12 protein-coding genes and 1 pseudogene are annotated in these 19,591 nt (G+C 68.4%); 6 read left to right on the forward strand and 7 right to left on the reverse strand.

The features are described from left to right. Positions 1-21 precede the first annotated feature (21 nt). The 4 genes from LZK98_RS05905 to LZK98_RS05920 all read right to left on the reverse strand — a co-directional run bounded on the left by LZK98_RS05905 (position 22) and on the right by LZK98_RS05920 (position 5,901). Positions 22-2,736, reverse strand: coding sequence for a TonB-dependent receptor (locus tag LZK98_RS05905; RefSeq protein ID WP_233785476.1), 2,715 nt, complete (start codon positions 2,734-2,736; stop codon positions 22-24). Between the two features lie 251 nt (positions 2,737-2,987). After that, positions 2,988-3,725 carry an SDR family NAD(P)-dependent oxidoreductase gene (locus LZK98_RS05910; protein ID WP_233785477.1) on the reverse strand — a complete coding sequence of 246 codons (738 nt, stop codon included), beginning with the start codon at positions 3,723-3,725 and terminating at the stop codon, positions 2,988-2,990. Continuing rightward, positions 3,722-4,642: a 2-dehydro-3-deoxygalactonokinase gene (locus LZK98_RS05915; RefSeq protein ID WP_233785478.1), complete on the reverse strand. Its 921-nt coding sequence runs from the start codon at positions 4,640-4,642 to the stop codon at positions 3,722-3,724. The genes LZK98_RS05910 and LZK98_RS05915 overlap by 4 nt, the downstream gene beginning before the upstream one ends. Continuing rightward, entirely contained in the window at positions 4,639-5,901 is a 1,263-nt protein-coding gene (locus LZK98_RS05920; RefSeq protein WP_233785479.1) for an MFS transporter, read from the reverse strand. Before LZK98_RS05920 ends, LZK98_RS05915 begins: the two co-directional genes overlap by 4 nt. Positions 5,902-5,991: 90 nt before the next feature. Between LZK98_RS05920 and LZK98_RS05925 the strand changes: the two genes are divergently transcribed. From LZK98_RS05925 to LZK98_RS05945, 5 genes are all read left to right on the forward strand, one after another. Further along, the gene (locus LZK98_RS05925; RefSeq protein ID WP_233785480.1) at positions 5,992-6,903 is read left to right on the forward strand and encodes an SMP-30/gluconolactonase/LRE family protein; all 912 of its coding nucleotides are present in this window, start codon (positions 5,992-5,994) and stop codon (positions 6,901-6,903) included. A 91-nt stretch (positions 6,904-6,994) separates the two neighbouring features. Next, positions 6,995-10,303, forward strand: coding sequence for a glycosyltransferase (locus tag LZK98_RS05930; RefSeq protein ID WP_233785481.1), 3,309 nt, complete (start codon positions 6,995-6,997; stop codon positions 10,301-10,303). A gap of 2 nt (positions 10,304-10,305) precedes the next feature. Continuing rightward, the gene (locus LZK98_RS05935; protein ID WP_233785482.1) at positions 10,306-11,142 is read left to right on the forward strand and encodes a MipA/OmpV family protein; all 837 of its coding nucleotides are present in this window, start codon (positions 10,306-10,308) and stop codon (positions 11,140-11,142) included. Between the two features lie 35 nt (positions 11,143-11,177). Further along, entirely contained in the window at positions 11,178-11,858 is a 681-nt protein-coding gene (locus LZK98_RS05940; RefSeq protein WP_233785483.1) for a response regulator transcription factor, read from the forward strand. A 4-nt stretch (positions 11,859-11,862) separates the two neighbouring features. Beyond that, a complete protein-coding gene (locus tag LZK98_RS05945; RefSeq protein WP_233785484.1) occupies positions 11,863-13,206 on the forward strand; it encodes a sensor histidine kinase in 1,344 nt (447 codons plus the stop codon). Between the two features lie 69 nt (positions 13,207-13,275). Here the strand turns inward: LZK98_RS05945 and LZK98_RS05950 are convergent, their stop codons facing one another. Then, positions 13,276-15,798 carry a TonB-dependent receptor gene (locus LZK98_RS05950; RefSeq protein WP_233785485.1) on the reverse strand — a complete coding sequence of 841 codons (2,523 nt, stop codon included), beginning with the start codon at positions 15,796-15,798 and terminating at the stop codon, positions 13,276-13,278. Positions 15,799-16,315: 517 nt separating this feature from the next. On the opposite strand from LZK98_RS05950, the pseudogene LZK98_RS20685 reads away from it, so the two are divergent. Further along, a pseudogene (locus LZK98_RS20685) lies at positions 16,316-16,372 on the forward strand (hypothetical protein); the annotation flags it as partial. A 93-nt stretch (positions 16,373-16,465) separates the two neighbouring features. On the opposite strand, the gene LZK98_RS05955 reads toward LZK98_RS20685, so the two are convergent. Both LZK98_RS05955 and LZK98_RS05960 read right to left on the reverse strand, forming a co-directional pair. After that, positions 16,466-17,827: an HlyD family type I secretion periplasmic adaptor subunit gene (locus LZK98_RS05955; RefSeq protein ID WP_233785486.1), complete on the reverse strand. Its 1,362-nt coding sequence runs from the start codon at positions 17,825-17,827 to the stop codon at positions 16,466-16,468. Then, positions 17,824-19,524, reverse strand: a complete 1,701-nt coding sequence (locus tag LZK98_RS05960; RefSeq protein WP_233786513.1) for a type I secretion system permease/ATPase — start codon at positions 19,522-19,524, stop codon at positions 17,824-17,826. The genes LZK98_RS05955 and LZK98_RS05960 overlap by 4 nt, the downstream gene beginning before the upstream one ends. Between the last annotated feature and the right edge of the window lie 67 nt (positions 19,525-19,591).

Raw genomic sequence — 19,591 nt, forward strand, 5'->3', positions numbered from 1 at the left:
TGCATCGGGGCCGCCGGCCGCTCAGAATTTCGCGCTGAAGCCGGCCGAGAAGCGGCGGCCCTGGATGCCGTAGAAGGACGTCGCCTCCGACGATTCGACGTAGCGGCGCTGGACTTCGTTGGTCAGGTTCGCCGCATCGGCGAAGATGGTGAAGGGCCCGAACTCGTAGCGCACCGACGCGTCGAGCGTGCGGTAGGGCGCATAGTAGATCGCCGTGCTGCCCGGCCCGACGCTGTCGAAGAACTTGTCGCGGTAATTGTACGCGACGCGGACGCCGAAGCCGTATTTCTCGTAATAGCCGACGAGGTTGTAGTTGACCTTCGACAGCCCCTGGAACGGCAGCGACTGGCCGCGCCGGTCGAGCAGCGAGGTCGAGCTGTCGATGTAGGAGAAGTTGGCGATCACGCCGAACCCGTCGAGCGGCGAGGGGAGGAAGTAGAACGGCGCCTGGAGCAGCACCTCCACGCCCTTCACCTTGCCGCCTTCGCCATTGTAGGGGCGGGTGATGAGGAAGCCCTGGCCGGCGGGGTCGGGCGCGACCTCGCCCGGCGGGATCTCATAGGCCGCGCGGCTGTAGATGAACGACTTCACGTCCTTGTAGAAGCCGCCGACGGTCAGCGCCGCGCCGGGCGCGAAATACCATTCGAGCGCGGCGTCATACTGGTCGGCGCGCAGCGGCTCGAGCTCGGGATTGCCGGCGCTGCCGTTGAACGGCGTGAGCCGGTTGAGCGTGAGATTCGGCGACAGGTCGATGGTGTCGGGCAGGCCGAGCACCTTCGCATAGCCCAGGCGGAACACCAGCTTGTCGGTGATGCCGAGCTTGGCGACCGCGCTCGGCAGCCAGTCGGTGAAGCGCTTGTGCACGGTCAGCGGGTCGACCGCGCCGCTCGCCCGGCGGATCGATCCCAGCGCGCTGCGCGCCGTGTCGGTGTAGCGCAGGCCGATGTTGCCCGACAGCGGCATCGATCCGATCGAGGTCTCGAAGTTGAGCTTGGCATAGGCGGCCATCGTGTCCTCGATGACCTCGAACGTCTGGAGCGGATCGACCACGCGCGGCGTGCAGAGCGCGCTGCCCGGCGCGATCGTCTCGCAGGCCTGCCCGGCCGGCAGCGTCCCCGGCAGCGCGGCGATGTAGCGGGTGGCGATGTCGGGCGCATCGCCGCCGATCAGGCCGGCGAAGTCGCGGATGTCGTAGATCGCCGGGCCGGTCGCCACCGGGAAGGTGTTGCCCGGATTGGTGCTCGGGAAGGCGATCTGGCGGAAGGTCGATTCGCGCCGGGTGCTGAGCGACGAATAGCGCAGGCCCGCCTCGATCGACGACAGCAGGCCGCCCGCCGGCTTGAAGGTGAAGTCGAGCCTGCCGGCGGTCTCCTCCGCCCGGCTCGTCACGAAATTGTCGAAGACGTTGGTGTAGCGGAACTGCGCCGGATTGGTGACGTCCAGCCCGGCCGGCGCGGTCACCGTCGGCACGCCGCCGTCGTTGATGTCGAAGCTGAACGGGTAGCGCGACGAGCTCGACATGCGGACGAAGGTCTGGGTGGTGTCGATCGACGAGCGCGAATAGTCGAATTCCGGACGAACGGCGAAGCGGCCGTCGTTGGTGCTCCACTTGAGCCCGATCCCGCCGCTGAACGTGTCGCTGGAGACCTTGAGCGCCTCGGCGTTGCTCTGCGCGGTCTGGTTGATCGTGCCGGCGGTCAGGATCTCGTCATCCGACAGCGTGTAGGAGACATAGTCCGAGGCGGTCGAGCTCAGCGGGACCGAGAACCAGTCGCGGTCGCGGTCGGTGTCGAGGTGCGAATAGGCGACGTCGGTATAGACCTCGAGATTGTCGGTCGGCTTCCACTGGATCGCGCCGTTGCCGCCGATCCGCTTGCGCGTCTCGACGAGGTTCTGGAAGCGGAAGTCGGCGATATAGATGCCGGGGATGCCGTCGCCGTTGGGATCGTTGGCGTGCGGGTTCGCCGACGTGTTGAAGCTGGTCGTTAGCGGCGTGTAGCCGGTGAAGGAGTTGAACGACTGCTCCGTCACCGGCTTCCTCGAATAGGTGACGTTGAGGAGGATGCCGAGCGTGTCGTTGGCGAAGGTGTTCGAATAGAGCGCCGAGGCGTCGTAGCCGAACTTCTCGCTCTGGTCGGCGTAGACGCCCGAGGCGCTGAGCGCGATCAGCTCGCCCTTGTGGTCGAACGGCTTGCGGGTGATCACGTCGACGGTGCCGCTCAAGGAGCCGTCGGCGCGGTCGGCGCCCTGGAGCTTGATCACGTCGAGCCGGCCGATCATCTCGGATGGGAACAGCGACAGCGGGTTGTAGTCGGAATCGAGCACCGAATCGATGCCGCGCCCGCGCCCGAACGGGCCGACCAGCGTGCGGCCGTTGATCTCGGTCCGGTTCTGGCGGAGGCCGCGGATCGACACGCTGGTGCCTTCGCCCAGCGCGCGGCGGATCTGCACGCCGGAAACGCGCTGCAGCGATTCGGCGATGGTGTTGTCAGGCAGTTTGGCGACGTCGGTGGCGACGACCGAGTCGAGGAACTGGTCGTTCTCGCGCTTGACGTCGAGCGCCTCGGCGAGGCTGCGGCGGAAGCCGGTGACGATGATGTCGCCCGCCTGGTCGCCGCCCTGGTCCGTGGCGGTGCCCGTCTGCCCCTGCGCTGGTACTTCAGTTTGCGCCTGTGCCTGCGTGGCGAACAACAACACGCCGAGGCAGGCCCCGGCAAGCAATGACGATTTCCCCATCTCCGCCCTCTCCCGATTTTGTTCTGTGGCGCGACATTGTTGCACATTTAGCTACAAGTCAAGCGGGAGTGCTCAGATCCTCCTCGGCACGGGGAGGGGGATCGCGACGCGAAGCGTCGTGGTGGAGGGGGCCATCCTCCCGCCGAATCGGCCGTGGCAGGCCCCCCTCCACCATTCGTCTGCGACGAATGGTCCCCCTCCCCGTGCCGGGGAGGATCTGATGAACTAACTATTACAGCAATAGAAAGAGGCTAACGCCGGGTGATGCCGGCGCCGCCGTCGATCCGGTAGTCGACGCCGGTGATCCAGGATGCCTCGTCCGAGCACAGGAAGAGTGCCAGCGACGCCACGTCCTCGGGCGTACCCAGTCGGCCCAGCGGATGCCGGGCGATATTGGCCAGACGCGCGGCCTCCGGGTCGGGCTGCGCCGCGAATCCGCCCCGCAGCAGCGGCGTGTCGATCGACGCCGGCCGGATCGTGTTGACCCGCACGTTCGCCTCGGCGAGCTCCAGCGCGAGCGTGCGGGCGAGGCTGTCGAGGCCGGCCTTGGACGCGGCATAGGCGGCGAGGCCCGGCGTCGCGAAGGTCGAGTTGATCGAGGAAACGAACAGGAAAGCGCCGCGCCGCCGCGCCTGCATCCCCGGGGCGAACACCCGCGCGAGGCGCAGCGCTCCACCGACGTTCACTTCCATCGCCCGCGCGAGGAAATCGCTCGACGTTTCCAGCGTCGGCTTGCCCTCGGCGAAGGCGGCGGCGTGGACGACGATGCTGGGCGTCAGCCCGGCGGCGGCGATCGCCCCGGCCGCCGCCTCGACCGAGGTGTCGTCGCCGAGGTCGCAGCGCAGGACCAGGTCGCCCTCGTCCGCCTCGGCGAGATCGAGAGCGACGGTGGTGCAGCCTTCCGCCATGAACCGCCGGACGATGGCGCCGCCGATCCCTCCGGCCGCACCGGTGATGACCGCGACATGCCCTTCGAGACGCAGGCTCATGCGCCGACCTCCTGTTCCGCGTGGATACGCCGCAACGTGCTGAACCCTGCGGCCGAAAGCCGCCGGTCGTCCAGCAGCTCGGCGGCCAGGCCGAGCTGCTCGATCGCGGCTACGAACAGCGGGGCCACCTCCGGCGCGCCGGTGACGAAGCAGGGGAGGCGCCGGGTCGCAGCAAAGGCGAGGTTCTCCCTGACGTCCGCGCCGATCAGCAGGCCCCAGAGATAGGCGCCCGCATCCGCTTCCGAGAAGCGACGCGCCAGCACGGCGCTGCGGGCGGAGAAGAGCAGCCGGCCGAGTCCGCCGCCTTCGGCCGCGCGCGCGACGCCCAGCCGGAACGGCTCCCCGTCCTGCGGCGGGGCCTGCATCAGCGGCGCCAGGATACTGCCCTGGGCGAGGACGCGGTGCAGCTCGACCGTCATCGAGGTGTGGAAGCGGGCGACGGCACCGTCGGTCAGCTCGATCCACTTGCCGTGCTGCCCCGGCACTGACAGCAGCAGCGCATCGGACCCGATCTCCTGAAGCAGCCCCGCCGCCGCGACCTCCTCGCCGCGCAGCACGTCGTGATCGTCGAAACGCGAGGTGCAGGACAGACCGGGCAGGATCAGTGCGGGCACCTCGCCGATCCGAACCACGCGGGCGCCGCGGACGATCGCTTTGGGTGTGGCGGGGCAGGGATGCTGGGGCACCAGCTCCCAGCCGATCTGCGATCCGATCATGCCGGCGAGCCACAGCTCGGGCGCGGCTTCGGGCCAGCGCGCGCGCAGCTCCGCCAGCCGGCGCGCCATGCCGCCGCGGTCGAGATCGGCGAGCCGGATGTCCTCGCGATGCTCGTCATGGATCCGGCCATCGGTACCAAGGAGCCGCGCCGACAGCCGCACCGTGCCCCATTCAACGGCGATGAACGTCCCGGCGGTCATGCCTCCCCCTCCCGTTCGGCCATCGACCGCCCGGTCGTGGCAAGCCAAGCGGCGATCACCCCGAGCGGATAGGCGACCGCGATGACGAGGAACATCGGCCGATAGGTGATCACCGCGACGAGCTGCCCCACGAGATAGGTCGATCCGATCGTCACCAGCCCGGTGACGATCGCGCCCGCGCCCATCACCTTGCCGATGTGGCGCGCGGGGAACAGGTCGACCGGCAGCGCGGTCTGGTTGGTCACCCAGGCGGTATGGCAGAAGGCGACCAGCGCCCCCAGCGTCAGGCTGATCGCGACGCTCGGCTCGAACGCGTTGAGCGCCCCCAGCGGCGCGACCAGCGCGACCAGCGCCATCGCCAGCACGCGCGCCCGCGCCGGGCGGACGCCGCGCTTGACGAACCAGTCCGAGAGGACGCCGCCGGCGACGGAGCCCAGGCCCGCGCTCGCATAGACAACCCAGCTCGTGCGGCCCATCTCCGCCACGGTCAGGCCGCGCTCCTCGACGAGATATTTGGGGAACCAGAACAGGTAGAAGAACCATACCGGGTTGGTGAGCGAGTTGGCGATGGCGTAGAACCACAGGCCGCGGCTGCGCAGCACGCGCGACCAGCCGGCCCAGCCGGCACCATCGGCTGGTTCGGGACGAATCTCCGCGCCGGCGACGATATCCTCCGGATAGACGGGCGGCGCCATGCCGGGCCGGTAGATCAGCCGCCAGCCGACCAGCCAGGCCAGTCCGATCACCCCCGACAGCACGAAGGTCGCCCGCCAGCCGAGCGCTAGCATCAGCGAAGTGATGAGGAACGGCGCCACCGCCGCGCCGAAATGCGCCGCGGCCGAATAGACGCCGATCGCCAGCGCGCGCTCGCGCTGCGGGAACCATTCACGCACCAGCTTAGGCGAGGCGATCCAGTTGCCGGCCTCGCCCAGGCCGAGCGCGAACCGGCTCGCACCGAGCTGCCAGATGTTGGCCGCCAACCCCGAGCAGGCGCTGGCGAGCGACCACCAGCCGATGAACAGCGCCATGCCCCAGCGTGCGCCGATGCGATCGAGGATGAGCGCCCCCAGCGGGGCGCCAAGCATGTAGGCGACCAGGAAGGCGTTGACGACGGCGGCATAGCCGGGATCGTCGATCCTGAGGTCGGCCTGGACCGATCCCGCCATCAGCGCCAGCGTCTGCCGGTCGAGATAGTTGAGCAACGCCGCGGCGGCGAGCATGGCACCGATCGCCCAGCGGTAACGCACCGGCATGGTCATGCTCTCGGGCTGCTCCCTCCCCGCCGCCGATCACTATCGTGCGGCACCCGGCCTTGCTATGCTAATGTATCCGTTATAGCAACATTAAATATGACCTTCGCTTCGTCTCCTCTCGACGACATGCCGCGCCAGCCGGAACGGATATGGCGCGTCGGCGCCGGCCTAGCCGAATGTCCGGTGTGGCTGGAGGACCGGCGGCTGCTGGCATGGGTCGATATCGTCGGACCCAGCTGTCACCTGCTCGACCCCTCGACCGGCGAAACCTGGATGTTCAAGGTGCCGGCGAAGATCGGATCGGCCGCGCCTGCGCCGGGGGGAGCCATGCTGCTCGCGCTGGAGGATGGCCTATGGCGCCGCCATGCTGATGGCCGGTTGGAGCGTTGCGCCTCGCCGGACATGACCGGGGTGCATTTCAACGACGGCAAGTGCGATCCGGCCGGCCGGTTCTGGGTTGGGTCGCGCTCCAGCGATGGATCGCCCGCAAAGGGCAAGCTGTTCCGGTTCGATCCCGACGGCAGGCTATACGAGATGGCGAGCGGCTTCGACGTGCCAAACGGGCTCGGTTGGAGCCCGGCGGGCGACGCCTTCTATCTCGTCGATACGGTTCCGCGGCTGCTCTATCGCTACGATTATGACCTGGCATCGGGCGCGATCGGGCGGCGGCGCGTCATCCAGGATTTCGCCGGCCAGGCAGGCAAGCCGGACGGCCTCGCGGTCGATGCCGCCGGCAATCTCTGGTGCGCGATGTGGGACGGCGGCGGCATCCTCGTGTTGTCGCCGGAAGGACTGCTGCTGGATCGATTGCCGACGCCATGCCCGCGCCCGACCAGCTGCGCCTTCGGTGGGGGAGAGCGGATGACCTTGTTCGTCACATCCGCGTCCTATGGTCTCGATCCGGCGGATTTCGGATTCGGGGATTCCGGCAGCATCTTCGCCTTCCGGAGCCCGATTCCAGGCACGCCGGTCGCGTCCATGGCCGGGTCAGGGGGAAAGCCAACATGACAAAGATGTAAGACTGCCATCAGCTTGGCTCCATCTTCCGTGCGATAGGGCGGGCGCGTTCCCACGATGCTCACAGGAGCCTTTCGGACCGATGCGCACGCCTGTCTTCTTCGACCCCACCGGCCGCCGCAGCCGTTGGTCCAGGCGCGTGCTCGCCGTGCTGATCATGGTCGTGCTCGTCAGCGCGCTGGCGTTCGCGACCACTCTGGTCGCCGTTCCCCGCCAGCGCGATCTCGCGCTGCCGTTGCCGCAGCCTCATGCGGATCGGCTGCGCGGCACGCCGCCTCGCCATGGTCTCTCGGCCTGGCTTCCGGCCAAGACCGCGAAGAACCCCCACAGCCCGCTCAGCGTCGGCTTCTACGTGCCCGACGACGATGCGAGCATCGCCTCGCTGCGGCGTCATGTCGGTGCGCTCGACTGGGTCGTCCCGGCGCTGGTGTCGGTGTCCGGCCCGGACCACAGGGTCTCGGTCGAGCGCGACCCGCAGTTCGACCGCATGATCGCCGCGATGCCGAACCCGCCCAAGGTGCTGCCGATGGTCCAGAATTTCGGCAACGAAAAATGGGACGGTGCCGGTGCGGCGGCGCTGCTCCACGACCCCGCGCAACGCAAGGCGCTCGCGATGCGGCTTGGCACGCTTGTCGCGGCTCGCCGCGAAGCCGGGCTGGTGATGGACTTCGAGGCCCTGCCGCGCACTGCGATGGGAGACTATCTCCGTTTCCTCCACCAGCTCAGGAGCGCCTTGCCCACCGGCGCGCAGATCGCGGTCACCGCTCCCGCCGAGAACCAGGACTGGCCGCTCGCGGCGTTCGCCCGCGTCACCGACCGGCTGATCTTCATGGCCTATGACCAGCATTGGCAGGGCGGCGAGCCCGGGCCGATCGCGCCGCAAGGCTGGTTCGTCCATCAGGTCGGGACGGCGTTGCGCACCGTCGGTCCCGACAAGCTGGTCGTCGCGCTCGGCAGCTATGCCTATGACTGGCACGGCGACGACACCGATGCGCTGTCGATCGAGGAGGCGTGGCTCGCGGCGCATGACAGCACGGCGCCAGTCGGCTTCGATGCCTCCAGCGGCAATGCCGGCTTCGCCTATGACGAAGGCGGAAAGCATCACAGCATCTGGATGCTCGATGCCGCGACCAGCTGGAACCAGCTCCAGGCGCTCAAGCGGCTCGGTATCGACGATGTCGCGCTGTGGCGGCTGGGCACCGAGGACCCGGGGTTCTGGGCCGATCTCGGCGCCTTCCGCACCGGCGGCGTGCCCGATCTGTCGACTCCCCGCTCGCTGCTCAGCACGGATGTGGAGGGATCGGGCGAGATCCTGCGCATCACAGCGACGCCCGGCGACGGCCACCGCACCGTGACGCGAGACGCCCAGGGCATGATCCGCGACGAGCGCTACGACGCGCTGCCGACGCCCTATGTCGTCCAGCGCGTCGGCGGCGGCGATCCCAAGCTGCTCGCGCTGACCTTCGACGACGGCCCGGACGCGACCTGGACGCCCAAGATCCTCGCCGAGCTCGAGGCGGCGAAGGTGCCGGCGACTTTCTTCGTGATCGGCGAGAACGCGCTCGTCCATCCGGCGCTGCTCGGCCGCATCCTCGCCGATGGCGACGAGATCGGCAACCACAGCTACACCCACCCCAATCTCGCGGCGGTGAGCGCGACGCAGACGCGGCTCGAGCTCAACGCGACGCAGCGGCTGGTCCAGGCCTATACCGGGCGCAGCATGACGTTGTTCCGCGCGCCCTATTTCGGCGACGCCGAACCGACCACCGCCGACGAGCTCGGCCCGGCGCTGCAGGCACAGCAGGCCGGCTACACCGTCGTCGGGCTGCACGTGGATCCCAACGACTGGCAGCGTCCGGGCACTGATGCGATCGTCGATCAGGTCATCCGCCAGGTCCACGCCGCCACGCCGACCAGTTCCGGCAACGTCATCCTGCTGCACGATGGCGGCGGCGACCGCGCGCAGACCGTCGCCGCGCTTCCGCGGATCATCGCCGCACTCCAGGGCGAGGGATACCGCTTCGTCCCCGCCTCCCAGCTTGCCGGCATCTCGCCAGCGCAGGCGATGCCCAGGGTCGCGAGCGCCGATCTGTGGGCGGTGCGGATCGACGTCGCGATCTTCGTCGCGCTCGCCGCGCTGGCGGCGCTGCTCGCCTGGATCTTCTACGTCGCCATCACGCTCGGGATCGCCCGCGCGGTGGTGATGGCCGGGCTCGCCTGGTTCCAGAGCCGCCGCGATCGCGCCCGGCCGCCCGCGTTCGAGCCGAGCGTGTCGGTGATCATCCCCGCCTATAACGAGGAGCGCGTGATCGCCGCCTCGGTCGCGCGCGTGCTGGCGAGCGACTATCCCGCGCTGCAGGTGATCGTCGCCGACGACGGATCGAAAGACCGCACCAGCGCCGTGGTCGCCGCTGCCTTCGCCGGCGATCCGCGCGTCACGCTGCTCACGCTCGAGAACGGCGGCAAGGCGGCGGCGCTCAACCGCGCGCTGCTCCAGGCGACGGGCGAGGTGATCATCGCGCTCGACGCCGACACGCAGTTCGAGCCACTGACGATCCGCCTCCTCGCGCGCTGGTTCGCCGATCCGAGGCTCGGCGCGGTCGCCGGCGACGCGCGGGTGGGCAACCGCGTCAACCTCGTCACCCGCTGGCAGGCGGTCGAATATATCACCGCGCAGAACCTGGAGCGCCGCGCGCTCGCCGGATTCGACGCGATGACGGTGGTCCCCGGCGCGGTCGGCGCGTGGCGGCGGGCGGCGCTCGACACGGTCGGCGGCTATCCCGAGGACACGCTGGCCGAGGACCAGGACCTCACCATCGCCATCCAGCGTGCCGGCTGGCGCGTGACTTATGATCCCGAGGCGGTCGCCTGGACCGAGGCGCCGGAAAGCTTCCGGGCGCTCGCCAAGCAGCGTTACCGCTGGGCGTTCGGCACGCTGCAATGCCTGTGGAAGCACCGCGCGATCCTGCGGGCGCGCAAGCCGTCCGGGCTGGCGCTGGTCGGCCTGCCGCAGGCATGGCTGTTCCAGATCGCCTTCGCCGCGATCTCGCCGCTGATCGACCTGACGCTGATCGTCTCGATCATCGGCACGGTGCTGCGTGTGATCGAGCACGGCTGGGCGCAGACCCGCGGCGACGTCGGCGCCATGGGCCTCTACTGGCTGATCTTCACCGCGGTCGATGTCGCGTGCGGCTGGATCGCCTATGCGCTCGACGGCAAGGGCGTGCGTTACCCCGCCCACCTGCTCGTCGCCCAGCGGCTGGTCTATCGCCAGATCATGTATTGGGTGGTGCTCCGCGCGATTGCCTCGGCGATCGGCGGGTGGGTGGTCGGCTGGGGCAAGCTCGAGCGCACCGGCCGCGTCTCCGCCGCGGCGCCCGCCGGCGCATGAGGGTGCCGCGATCGATCCCGGCGCTGCTGATCGCGTTGGGCGCCCCTGCGGTCCCGGCGTGGGCTCAGGATGTGCCGGACCTTTCCGCTGACCGGATCACCATCGGCGTCGGTCCGGCCTTCGTACCGCGCTATGTGGGATCGGACCGGATGACGGTCGTCCCCGGCATAGCGGCGCAGGGGCAGGTGTCGCACCGGTCGTTCGAGACCGCCGGCACTTCGCTCAGCGTCGACCTGATCCCCGATGCGGACAAGCCCGGCTGGAAGTTCCAGGCCGGTCCGATGTTCAACCTGCGGCTCGACCGTACGGCGCGCATCGCCGAGCCGCAGGTCGCCGCGCTCGGCACCCGCAAGACCGCTTGGGAGCCCGGCGCCTGGATCGGCCTTCAGCGCACCGGGGTCATGACCAGCCCCTATGATTCGCTGTCGGCGAGCATCTCCTGGCAACATGACGTGAGCGGCGCCTATGACGGCTCCGTCGTCAGTCCCGCGATCAGCTACGACACGCCGTTATCGCATCACGATTACGTCAGCCTCTCGGCCGGCGCCGATCATGTCGGCAAGCGCTTCGGCCGATATTATTACGACATCGACGACGCCGGCAGTGCCGCGAGCGGTCTCGGCGTCTATGACGGCGCGGACAAAGCGGGGTGGAAGGACTGGAATCTCGACCTGCTGACGATGCACATGGTTCGCGGTGAGCTGACCCGCGGCGTCGGCGTGTTCGGTACGCTGGGCTATTCGCGTCTCGTCGGCGCCCATGCGCGCTCGCCGATCGTCGCCGATGTCGGCAGCGCGAACCAGTGGAGCGGCGCGATCGGCGTCAGCATCACCTTGTGAGGACCCCAATTTGTGAATCGGGACACGGAAAAAGCATGAGCCTGAACCTCCTGCTGGTCGAGGACGATGCGACCCTTGCCGCGATGCTGTCGGACGACCTGCGCGGCTATGATCATCGCGTGACGATCGTCTCCGATGGGGGAGAAGCGCTCGCCGCCGCCGGGCGCGATCAGTTCGACGCGGTGGTGCTCGACCGGATGCTTCCGTCGATCGACGGCGTTTCCGTCCTCCAGCGGATGCGGCGCGAGGGGCTGACGATGCCGGTGATCATGCTGACCGCGCTCGGCCGGCTGGCCGAGAAGGTCGAGGGGCTGGAGGCGGGCGCGGACGACTATGTGGTGAAGCCGGTGGACGCCGCAGAGCTCAACGCGCGGCTGCACGCACTGCATCGTGCGCGCCAGTGGATCACCACCGATACCGACACGATCCGCGCGGGCGACGTCGTCGCCAGCCCCTCGCAGCACCGGGCCTGGCGCGCGGGCAAGGCGCTGGACCTCTCGAAGACCGAATTCAGCCTGTTGTGCGAATTCGTCCGCAACGCCGATGCGGTGCTGACCCGGGCGATGCTCTACGAACGGGTGTGGGGATTCGATTTCGAGCCGACCACCAACGTCGTCGACGCGTTCGTGCGGCGCCTGCGGATCAAGCTGATGGCGGACGGAGGATCGGACCTCATCGCGGCGGTGCGCGGCGTCGGCTATGTGATGCGCGGTTAGGGTCGTGTCGCGGCTGCGTTCGCTGAGGGCGCTGACGCTCCTCTTCGTCCTCATCTTCCTGGCGGCGACCGTGGCTACCGGATTCGCCACCTATTTCGTCACCCATGCGACCATCGCCCGCCTGGTCGACCAGCGAATCATGGCGGAAAGCAGTGCCGTTTCGGGCGGAACCTTCCCCGCCGACCGCGCCGCGGTAATCGCCAGCATCGCCGACTATTCGCGCCGGCGCGACACCGGCGACCTCGGGTTCATGCTGACCGACGCCGCCGGGCGCAGGATCGCCGGTAACATCGCGTTCGACCGGCCGCTGCCGCTCGGTTTCTCGACGGTGGGAAAGGCCGACAGGATCAAGGGCCTCACCCACGGCCGCGCGCTGGTCCGGCGCATCGGCAACGGCCTGACGCTGACGACGGTCGCCGAAACCGAGCCGATCGACAATTACGACGGGGAACGCATCCGCATCTATCTGCTCGGCTTCGGTTCGATCGTTCTCATCGTCGTCGGCGGCGCGATCCTGTTCAGCGTGATCGTCCGCCGCCGCATTATCGCCCTGCACCGCACGGCCGATGCCATCATCGACGGCGACATGCAGCGGCGCGTGCCCGTCGACGGATCGGGAAGCGAGTTCGACGAGCAGGCGCAGGCGTTCAACCGGATGCTTGACCGGATTTCCGGGCTGATGGGCGAGATCCGCAATGTCTCCAACGACATCGCCCACGACCTCAGGACGCCGCTCGCGCGCCTGCGCGGGCGGCTGGCCGCCATCGCGCGTCAGGCCGAGAGCGAGCAGGTGCGTGACGGCCTCGAGGATGCGATCGCGCAGAGCGACGCGATCCTGGCGATGTTCGCGGCGGTGCTGCGCATCGCCGAGGTGGAAGGAGGCGATCGCCGTGCAGCCTTCGAGACGCTTGACGTCGGCGACCTCGCGGCCGCGATCGGAACGGCGATGCAGCCGGCGGCGGAGGAGGAGCGCCATCTGCTGGTGGTCGGCGAATGCGAGCCCGCGCCGATCCAAGGGGATCGCCAGCTGCTCAATCACGCGCTGGTCAACCTGATCGAAAACGCCCTGCGGCATACGCCCGCCGGCTCGCGGATCGAGATATCGGTGGCGCGATCGGGATCGGATGCGATCCTGACGGTCCGGGACGACGGGCCCGGCATCGCGCCGGAGCAGCGCGCGCTGGCGCTGCGGCGCTTCGGCCGGCTGGACAAGAGCCGCGCCCGGGGCGGCCACGGGCTCGGGCTGCCGCTGGTGGATGCCATCGCGCGGCTGCACCGGGGCGGCCTGACCCTGGAATCGGCGGATCCCGGCCTCAGGGCCGTTCTCACGCTGCCGCTGGCTGCATGACAGGGTTCGGCTCGGGAAGGGGGCTGCGCTTCCCGGGCCGATCGGTTCCCGCCGTTGGGATCGGCGGCGTCAGAACCTCAGCGACGCCTCGGCGCCGAAAGTCCGCGGCGCGTTGAAGTTGCCATAGTCGCCAAGGACGCTGGCGATGCTGCCCGCGGTCGCGCCGGGAGTCGTCGGAGCGCCGGGCAGGCTGTTCGACGGGTCGCGGCGATAGACATATTGCTCGTCGAACAGGTTGCGGGCCCAGATGCTGAACGTCACCTTCTGGCCGGTATCCGCCAGCTGGATATCGGCGAGCGACAGGCGTCCGTTGACGATGAACGACGGATCGTTGCGGGTGGCGAACTGGTCGAAGGTCTGGGTCGACTGCGCGTAGTTCGCGTCGAGGTGCAGCGCGATCGCCGTGTCGCCGCCGCCCACCGGCACCCGATAGTCGATCGATCCGCTGGCCGCGTTGCGCGGCGTGAAGACGATGTAGAAGTTCTGGTACACGTTGGTCGACGTGATCAGCACCGGCGGGATACGCGTGTAGGTATAAGCATAGGATCCGGTCAGGGTCAGGCCGTCGACCGGCTGCACCGTCAGGTCCGCCTCGATGCCGCGGATCTTGGTGGTTCCCGGCGCATTGATGGTCACGAGGTTGTTGAAATTGCCGGTCGCGGTCGGCTGGATCGAGCTGATGTCGACCTGGCTGTCCTTGCGGTCCATGATGTAGCCCGCCAGGTTGAACCGCGCGCGGTGATCCCAGAAGTCGCTCTTGAGGCCGATCTCATAGGACTTCACGTCCTCGGGATCGAACGCCTGGTAGTTCGCGGTGCGCGAGCTGGCGCCGCCGGCGCGGTAGCCGGTCGCATATTTGGCATAGAGGTGCAGCGAATCGCTCGCGTCATAGGCGAGCGTCACCATCGGGTTGAAGCGGTTCCAGGTCTCGTCCAACGGCTGATAGCCGTTCTGCGCCGCCGCTGTCGGATTGGTATCGTAGTTGATGTTGCGCGAATAGTGCAGCACGCCGCGCTTCTTGTCGCGGGTGTAGCGGCCGCCGACGGTCAGGTGGAGCGCGTCGGTCGCGTTCCAGGTGAGCTGGCCGTAGGCGGCATAGCTCTTGGACCAGACTTCCGACGCGCGGTCGATCGAGCGGCAGCCCGGCTGCGACCCGAACCCGCCCGAACCGGTGCACGGATCGAGGATGACGTAGCGCGATCCGACGACCGCGCCGGTGGCGTCGGTGATCGCGACGATGCCGTTGGAGTTCGGCGTCGCGGCGTCATCGCTGACATGCTCGTTGAAGTAGTAGAGGCCGGCGACATAATCGATCGACCCCAGCGAACCGACTGCCTGGAACTCCTGGCTGAACTGATGCTGGTCGAGGTCGGCGAGGCTGTAGCGGCTGAACGCGCAAGGCGCGGCCGCGGTGCAGGCGGCGGTCAGCGCGATGGCGGGAACGCGGTGCGCGCCGCCCGAATTGTCCCACTGCGTCGCCGAGACACCGCGCCATGCGGTGATCGAGCGGAGCTCGAGCTCGGACCCCAGATTCCACTTGAGGATGTTGGTGAACCCGTGGGTCTTGTCCACGCTCGGCTGCTGCGGCACGCCGATGTCGGCGGTCTTCATGCGCGAGTCGCCGTTGACGACGACGCCGGGCAGCAGCGGCTTCACCGCGCCGGTCAGGCTGGTGTAGTTGGTGCCGGGCAGGAAGCAGTTCGGCACCGCCGACTGCGCACCCGCGACGCACCCGTTGGGATTATAGTTCAGCAGCTGGCTGTAGAAGGGCGTGTTGGCGTCGTAGCCGACGTCGTAGGAGAAATCATCCGTGACCCCGTCGATCGGCTTCCATCGCGCGGCGGCGCGGAAGCCGTGGCGGTCGTAATAGTTCCAGCCGGTCTGACCGGCGAGCGGATCCTTGGTGGTCGCGTCCTGATGCTGGATGACGCCGTCCAGCTTGACCGAGACGCCGGCGAACTCCGGCAGGTCGAGGTGGAGCTCGGCATTGTAGCCGCCGTAATTGCTGATGCCCGCGGTCGCGCGGCCCTCGAACTTGCCGCTCGGCGCCTTGGTGACCATGCTGAGCGCGCCGCCTTCGGTATTACGGCCGAACAGCGTGCCCTGCGGCCCCTTCAGCACCTCGATCCGCTCGAGGTCGAACAGCGCCGCGTTGAGGCCGTGCTGGCGGCCGAGGTAGACGCCGTCGATATAGATGCCGACGCCCTGCTCGCGCGCGGGCTGGTTGGCGTCGAGCGGCACGATGCCGCGGATGCCGACGGTGAGCGCGCTCTGCCGGGCCTCGAAGGTCGCGACCCGCAGACTGGGAACCCCGCCGTCGGCGAGGTCGTACAGGCTCTGGACGTGGCGGTCCTTGATCGTGTCGGCGCTGACCACGGAGATCGCGATCGGCGTCTTCTGGAGGTTCGTCTCGGTCTTCGTCGCGGTGACGACGATGTCCTCCAGTCCCTGTCCGGACGTCTGGGCCGCGTCGCCGGCGGCATCCGGCGCAACCTTTGACGACTGACCCTGCGCGAGCGCGGGCGATGCCAATAGTGCCAACGCGGTGCTTCCGAGCAGATAGGGTAGGCGGATACGGTTTCGGCAGGACACTGAGGAACTCCCTGAACATGATCGTCGTTCGTGAGGTCCCTAGGAGTTAAACAGGTCATTTATGTTACAATCTTTGTAACATAAAAGATGTCATTCTTTCATTTTCGTTTCATTGAAGAATAGATGTTATAATACCAAAAACACTTTACGAGTTTTTTCACTCTTGATAATGGATAATTTGTTAGAATAATTGGCAAGAGAACATCAGTTCCGAGAGGTAATGGTAGTTATATTTGGATATATTCTAATATGGCTGCTGACATTCAACTCCGCAGAGGGTGCGGCCTCCTTTCAATTCTTCCCTGGTCGGGGAAGGATATCAAATGTCGATCAGTCCGGACCGGCTATCACGCCGGGCAACGATGGCATGGCTGATTGAATCAGGGGCGTGGCCGGATGTCGACATCTCCGGCGCGGTCGTCGTGCCCTATGGCTATGCCAGGCCCGCCGGCCGCATCCGGTCCGCGAAGCCGCACATCCCGGGCCGGATGCCAACAGCGAAGCCGCGGCAAGGGAGATGCTCGAGCTGGTGCAGGGCCTGACCGGCGACGATCTGGTGCTGTCCCTCATCTCCGGCGGCGGTTCGGCGGTGATGTCGCTGCCCGCGCCGGGGCGCACGCTGGCCGACAAGCAGGGCGATGGCTTCCCGTCAGAGTTGCTCCCGTCGTCAATGCTCGCGGAAGGACGACCAGAAGCTGTTGAGCAGGGGCTCGATCATGTAATCGAGCGCAGTCCGCTTGCGCAGGGGAATCAGGATCTGCGCGGGCATCCCGGCGCGCAGGACGAAATCGTCGCCCCGCACGCGATCGATCAGGCGGAGCTGCTCATAGGGCACCACGATCTCGCCGGTGAAATAGCTCTGGCCCGACTTTTCGTCGGTGAAGCTGTCGGCGGAAAGCCGCGTCAGGCGGCCTTCGAGATTGGGCAGGCTGCGTTCGTGCAGCCCCGAGAACTTAACCAGCGCGCGCTGCCCGACCGAGAGGTCGTCGGCATCGTCCGGCGCAATGCGGGCCTGGACGACGAGCGGGGTGCGTTCGGGGACGATGTCCATCAGCTTCTGCCCCGGCGCGATCACACCGCCCGGCGTGAACACCGACAGGCCGACCACCGCGCCGGTCGCCGGCGCGCGGATGGCGGTACGCTCGAGCTGGTCGCGCGCCGCCATCCATTTCGGCAGGATTTCGCCAAGGCTGGTCTCGACCTCGCGAAGGTCGGAGGCGGTGCGCTCGCGGAAGCTGCGTTCGGCTTCGAGCACCTGCAGCTCGCTCTCGCGCGCAGCGCCGCGGGTCTGGGCGACGCTGGCGCTGTACTGGCCGCCCTGGCCCTGCAGCTCGGCGCGCGCACGCTCGAGTTCGCGCATCCGCGTCTGCGAGACGAAACCCTTCTCGGCGACCGGACGCAGGGCGGTGATCTGCTCGTCGATGAGGCGCAGCTGTTCGCGCGCCGAGGCCGCTTGCTCGCCATAGCCGCGGCCCTGCTCGCCCGACTGGGCGACGCGCTGGCCGAGCGCTCCGCGCTGCGCGGCGAGCACGGCGGTGCGCGCGGTAAGTTCGGTCTGTTGGAGGCGCAACGCGGTCGCCGCCTCGGCCTTGTCCTCGGGCGAGAGCGACGCGAACTGAGGTGGCGGCGCGATCCGCGACTGGCCGAGCTGCTCGGCCTCGAGCCGCGCGCGTTGCGCGAGCAGCCGGATCGACTGCGACGCGAGTGCGCGTTCCTGTGCACGGACCTCGGGCGCGGCGAGCTCGATCAGCAGTTGGCCGCGCTCGACGCGCTGACCTTCCCGGACATGGATTCTGCCGACGACGCCGCCGTCGCGGTGCTGGACCGATTGCCGCTGGCCGGAGACGACGAGTGATCCGGGTGCATAGGCCGCAGCATCGAGGCGGACGAAGGCAGCCCAGCCGAGGAACAGCACGAAGAACAGCGCCGCGATCACCAGGCCGGTGCGGATCTCGCCGCGCGGGTCCGCCACCGCCGTCGAGGCGGGCGCGACCGACGTCGCGGGCGGAAGGAGCAGTGCCTCGCTCATCGTGCCGCCGCCTGCGCCGGCATCCGCCGCACGTTCTGCGGCGCGATCTTGGGAAGGACCTCGTCGCGTGCGCCGAACATCTCGACCCGGCCGTCGCGCAGCACCACGATCTTGTCGATCACCGGCAGGATGCCGAGCTTGTGCGAGACGACGAGGATGGTCCGCCCTTCAGCCTTCAGCGCGGCGAGCGCGGAGATGAGGGCGGCATCGCCTTCGCCGTCGAGATGGGCGTTGGGCTCGTCGAGCACGAGGATCGCGGGATCGCCGTAGACCGCACGCGCGAGGCCGATCCGCTGCGCCTGGCCGGCGGAAACGCCCCGACCGCCGAGCTTGAGCTGATGGTCATAGCCGTCCGGCAGGTGTCGGATCAGCGGATCGGCGCCGACCTTCTCCGCCGCACGCACCACCGCCGCGTCGATGGCGACGCGGTCGGCATCCAGCTCGCCGGCGAAACGGGCGATATTCTCGGCGACGGTACCTGCGAACAGGACCGAATCCTGCGGCAGATAGCCGACATGGCGGGCGAGTTCTTCGGGGTTCCAGTCGCGCGTGTCGGCGCCGTCGAGGCGGACCGCACCGCGGTCGGCGGCCATCGCGCCGGCGATCACGCGGACGAGTGTCGACTTGCCCGCCCCGCTCGGCCCGACGATCGCGACGACCTCGCCTGGCGCGATCCGCAGCGACACGCCGTTCAGGATGGCGCCGTCACGCGTGTCGTTGAGGACCGTGACGCCGTCGAGCACGATCTCCCCGCGCGGCGGCGGCAGGCGCGTGGGCTCGGCTCCCGCGTCCATGTTGTCCAGCAGCAGGCCCAGGCTGTGATAGCTCTGCCGCGCCTGGACGATCGTCTTCCATGTCCCGATCAACTGCTCGATCGGGGCGAGCGCGCGGGCGATCAGGAAGGAGGAGGCGAAGATCGCGCCCCCCGAGATAAGGTTGTCGACCGCCAGCAGCGCGCCGAGCCCGAGCGCGAGCGACTGGAGCGCGAGGCGCACGAACTTGGTCGCGGTGAGGAAGCCGCCGGTGGCGAAGCTCGCCTCGGTCTGGGCAGTCAGCATCGCCTCGCGCTGGCGGAGCTGCCGGGCCACCACCGCGCGACGCATCCCGAGCGCGCGGATGCTGTCGCTGGAGGCCAGCAGCGTCTCCTGGCTGGCATAGGAGGTGCTCGCGATCGCCTGGGCGCGGTCGAGCCGGGCCCGCGTTGCCCTGGCATTGGCCCAGGCGAGCAGCGGCAGCGCCACGCAGCCGAGCACGGCAAGCGCACCGACCCAGGGATGCACGAGGAAGCAGACGAGCAGGTAGATCGGGATCCACGGCGCGTCGAACAGCGCCAGGATGCCCGTGCCGGTCAGCGCGCTGCGCATCGTGTCGAACTCGCGCAGTGCCTGGCGCGCAACCGGCAGATCCGGCCGGCCGAGCGTCGCGTCGAGGATCAGCGGCGCGAGCGTGGCGTCGAGCTGGACGCCGGCACGGACGAGCAGCCGACTGCGGATCCTGTCGAGCAGCGAGAGCGTCGCCAGCGCGAACAGCAGCACTAGAGTGATGAAAAGCAATGTCTGCAGGCCCTGGGTGGGCACCACCCGGTCATAGACCTGCAGCATGTACAGCGTCGGCGCGACGTAGAGCAGGTTGATCAGCGCGCTGAAGCCCGCCGCGGCAAGGAAGTGCCGGCGACACAGCGCGAACGCCGCACGCATCGCTTGTCCCGCTGCCGCCACCTTCACGCTGCCGCTCCCCCAGCAAGCCACGCCGCGCGACCGGCCT

Origin of the sequence: Sphingomonas cannabina (genome assembly GCF_021391395.1) — a bacterium.
Taxonomy (GTDB): domain Bacteria; phylum Pseudomonadota; class Alphaproteobacteria; order Sphingomonadales; family Sphingomonadaceae; genus Sphingomonas; species Sphingomonas cannabina.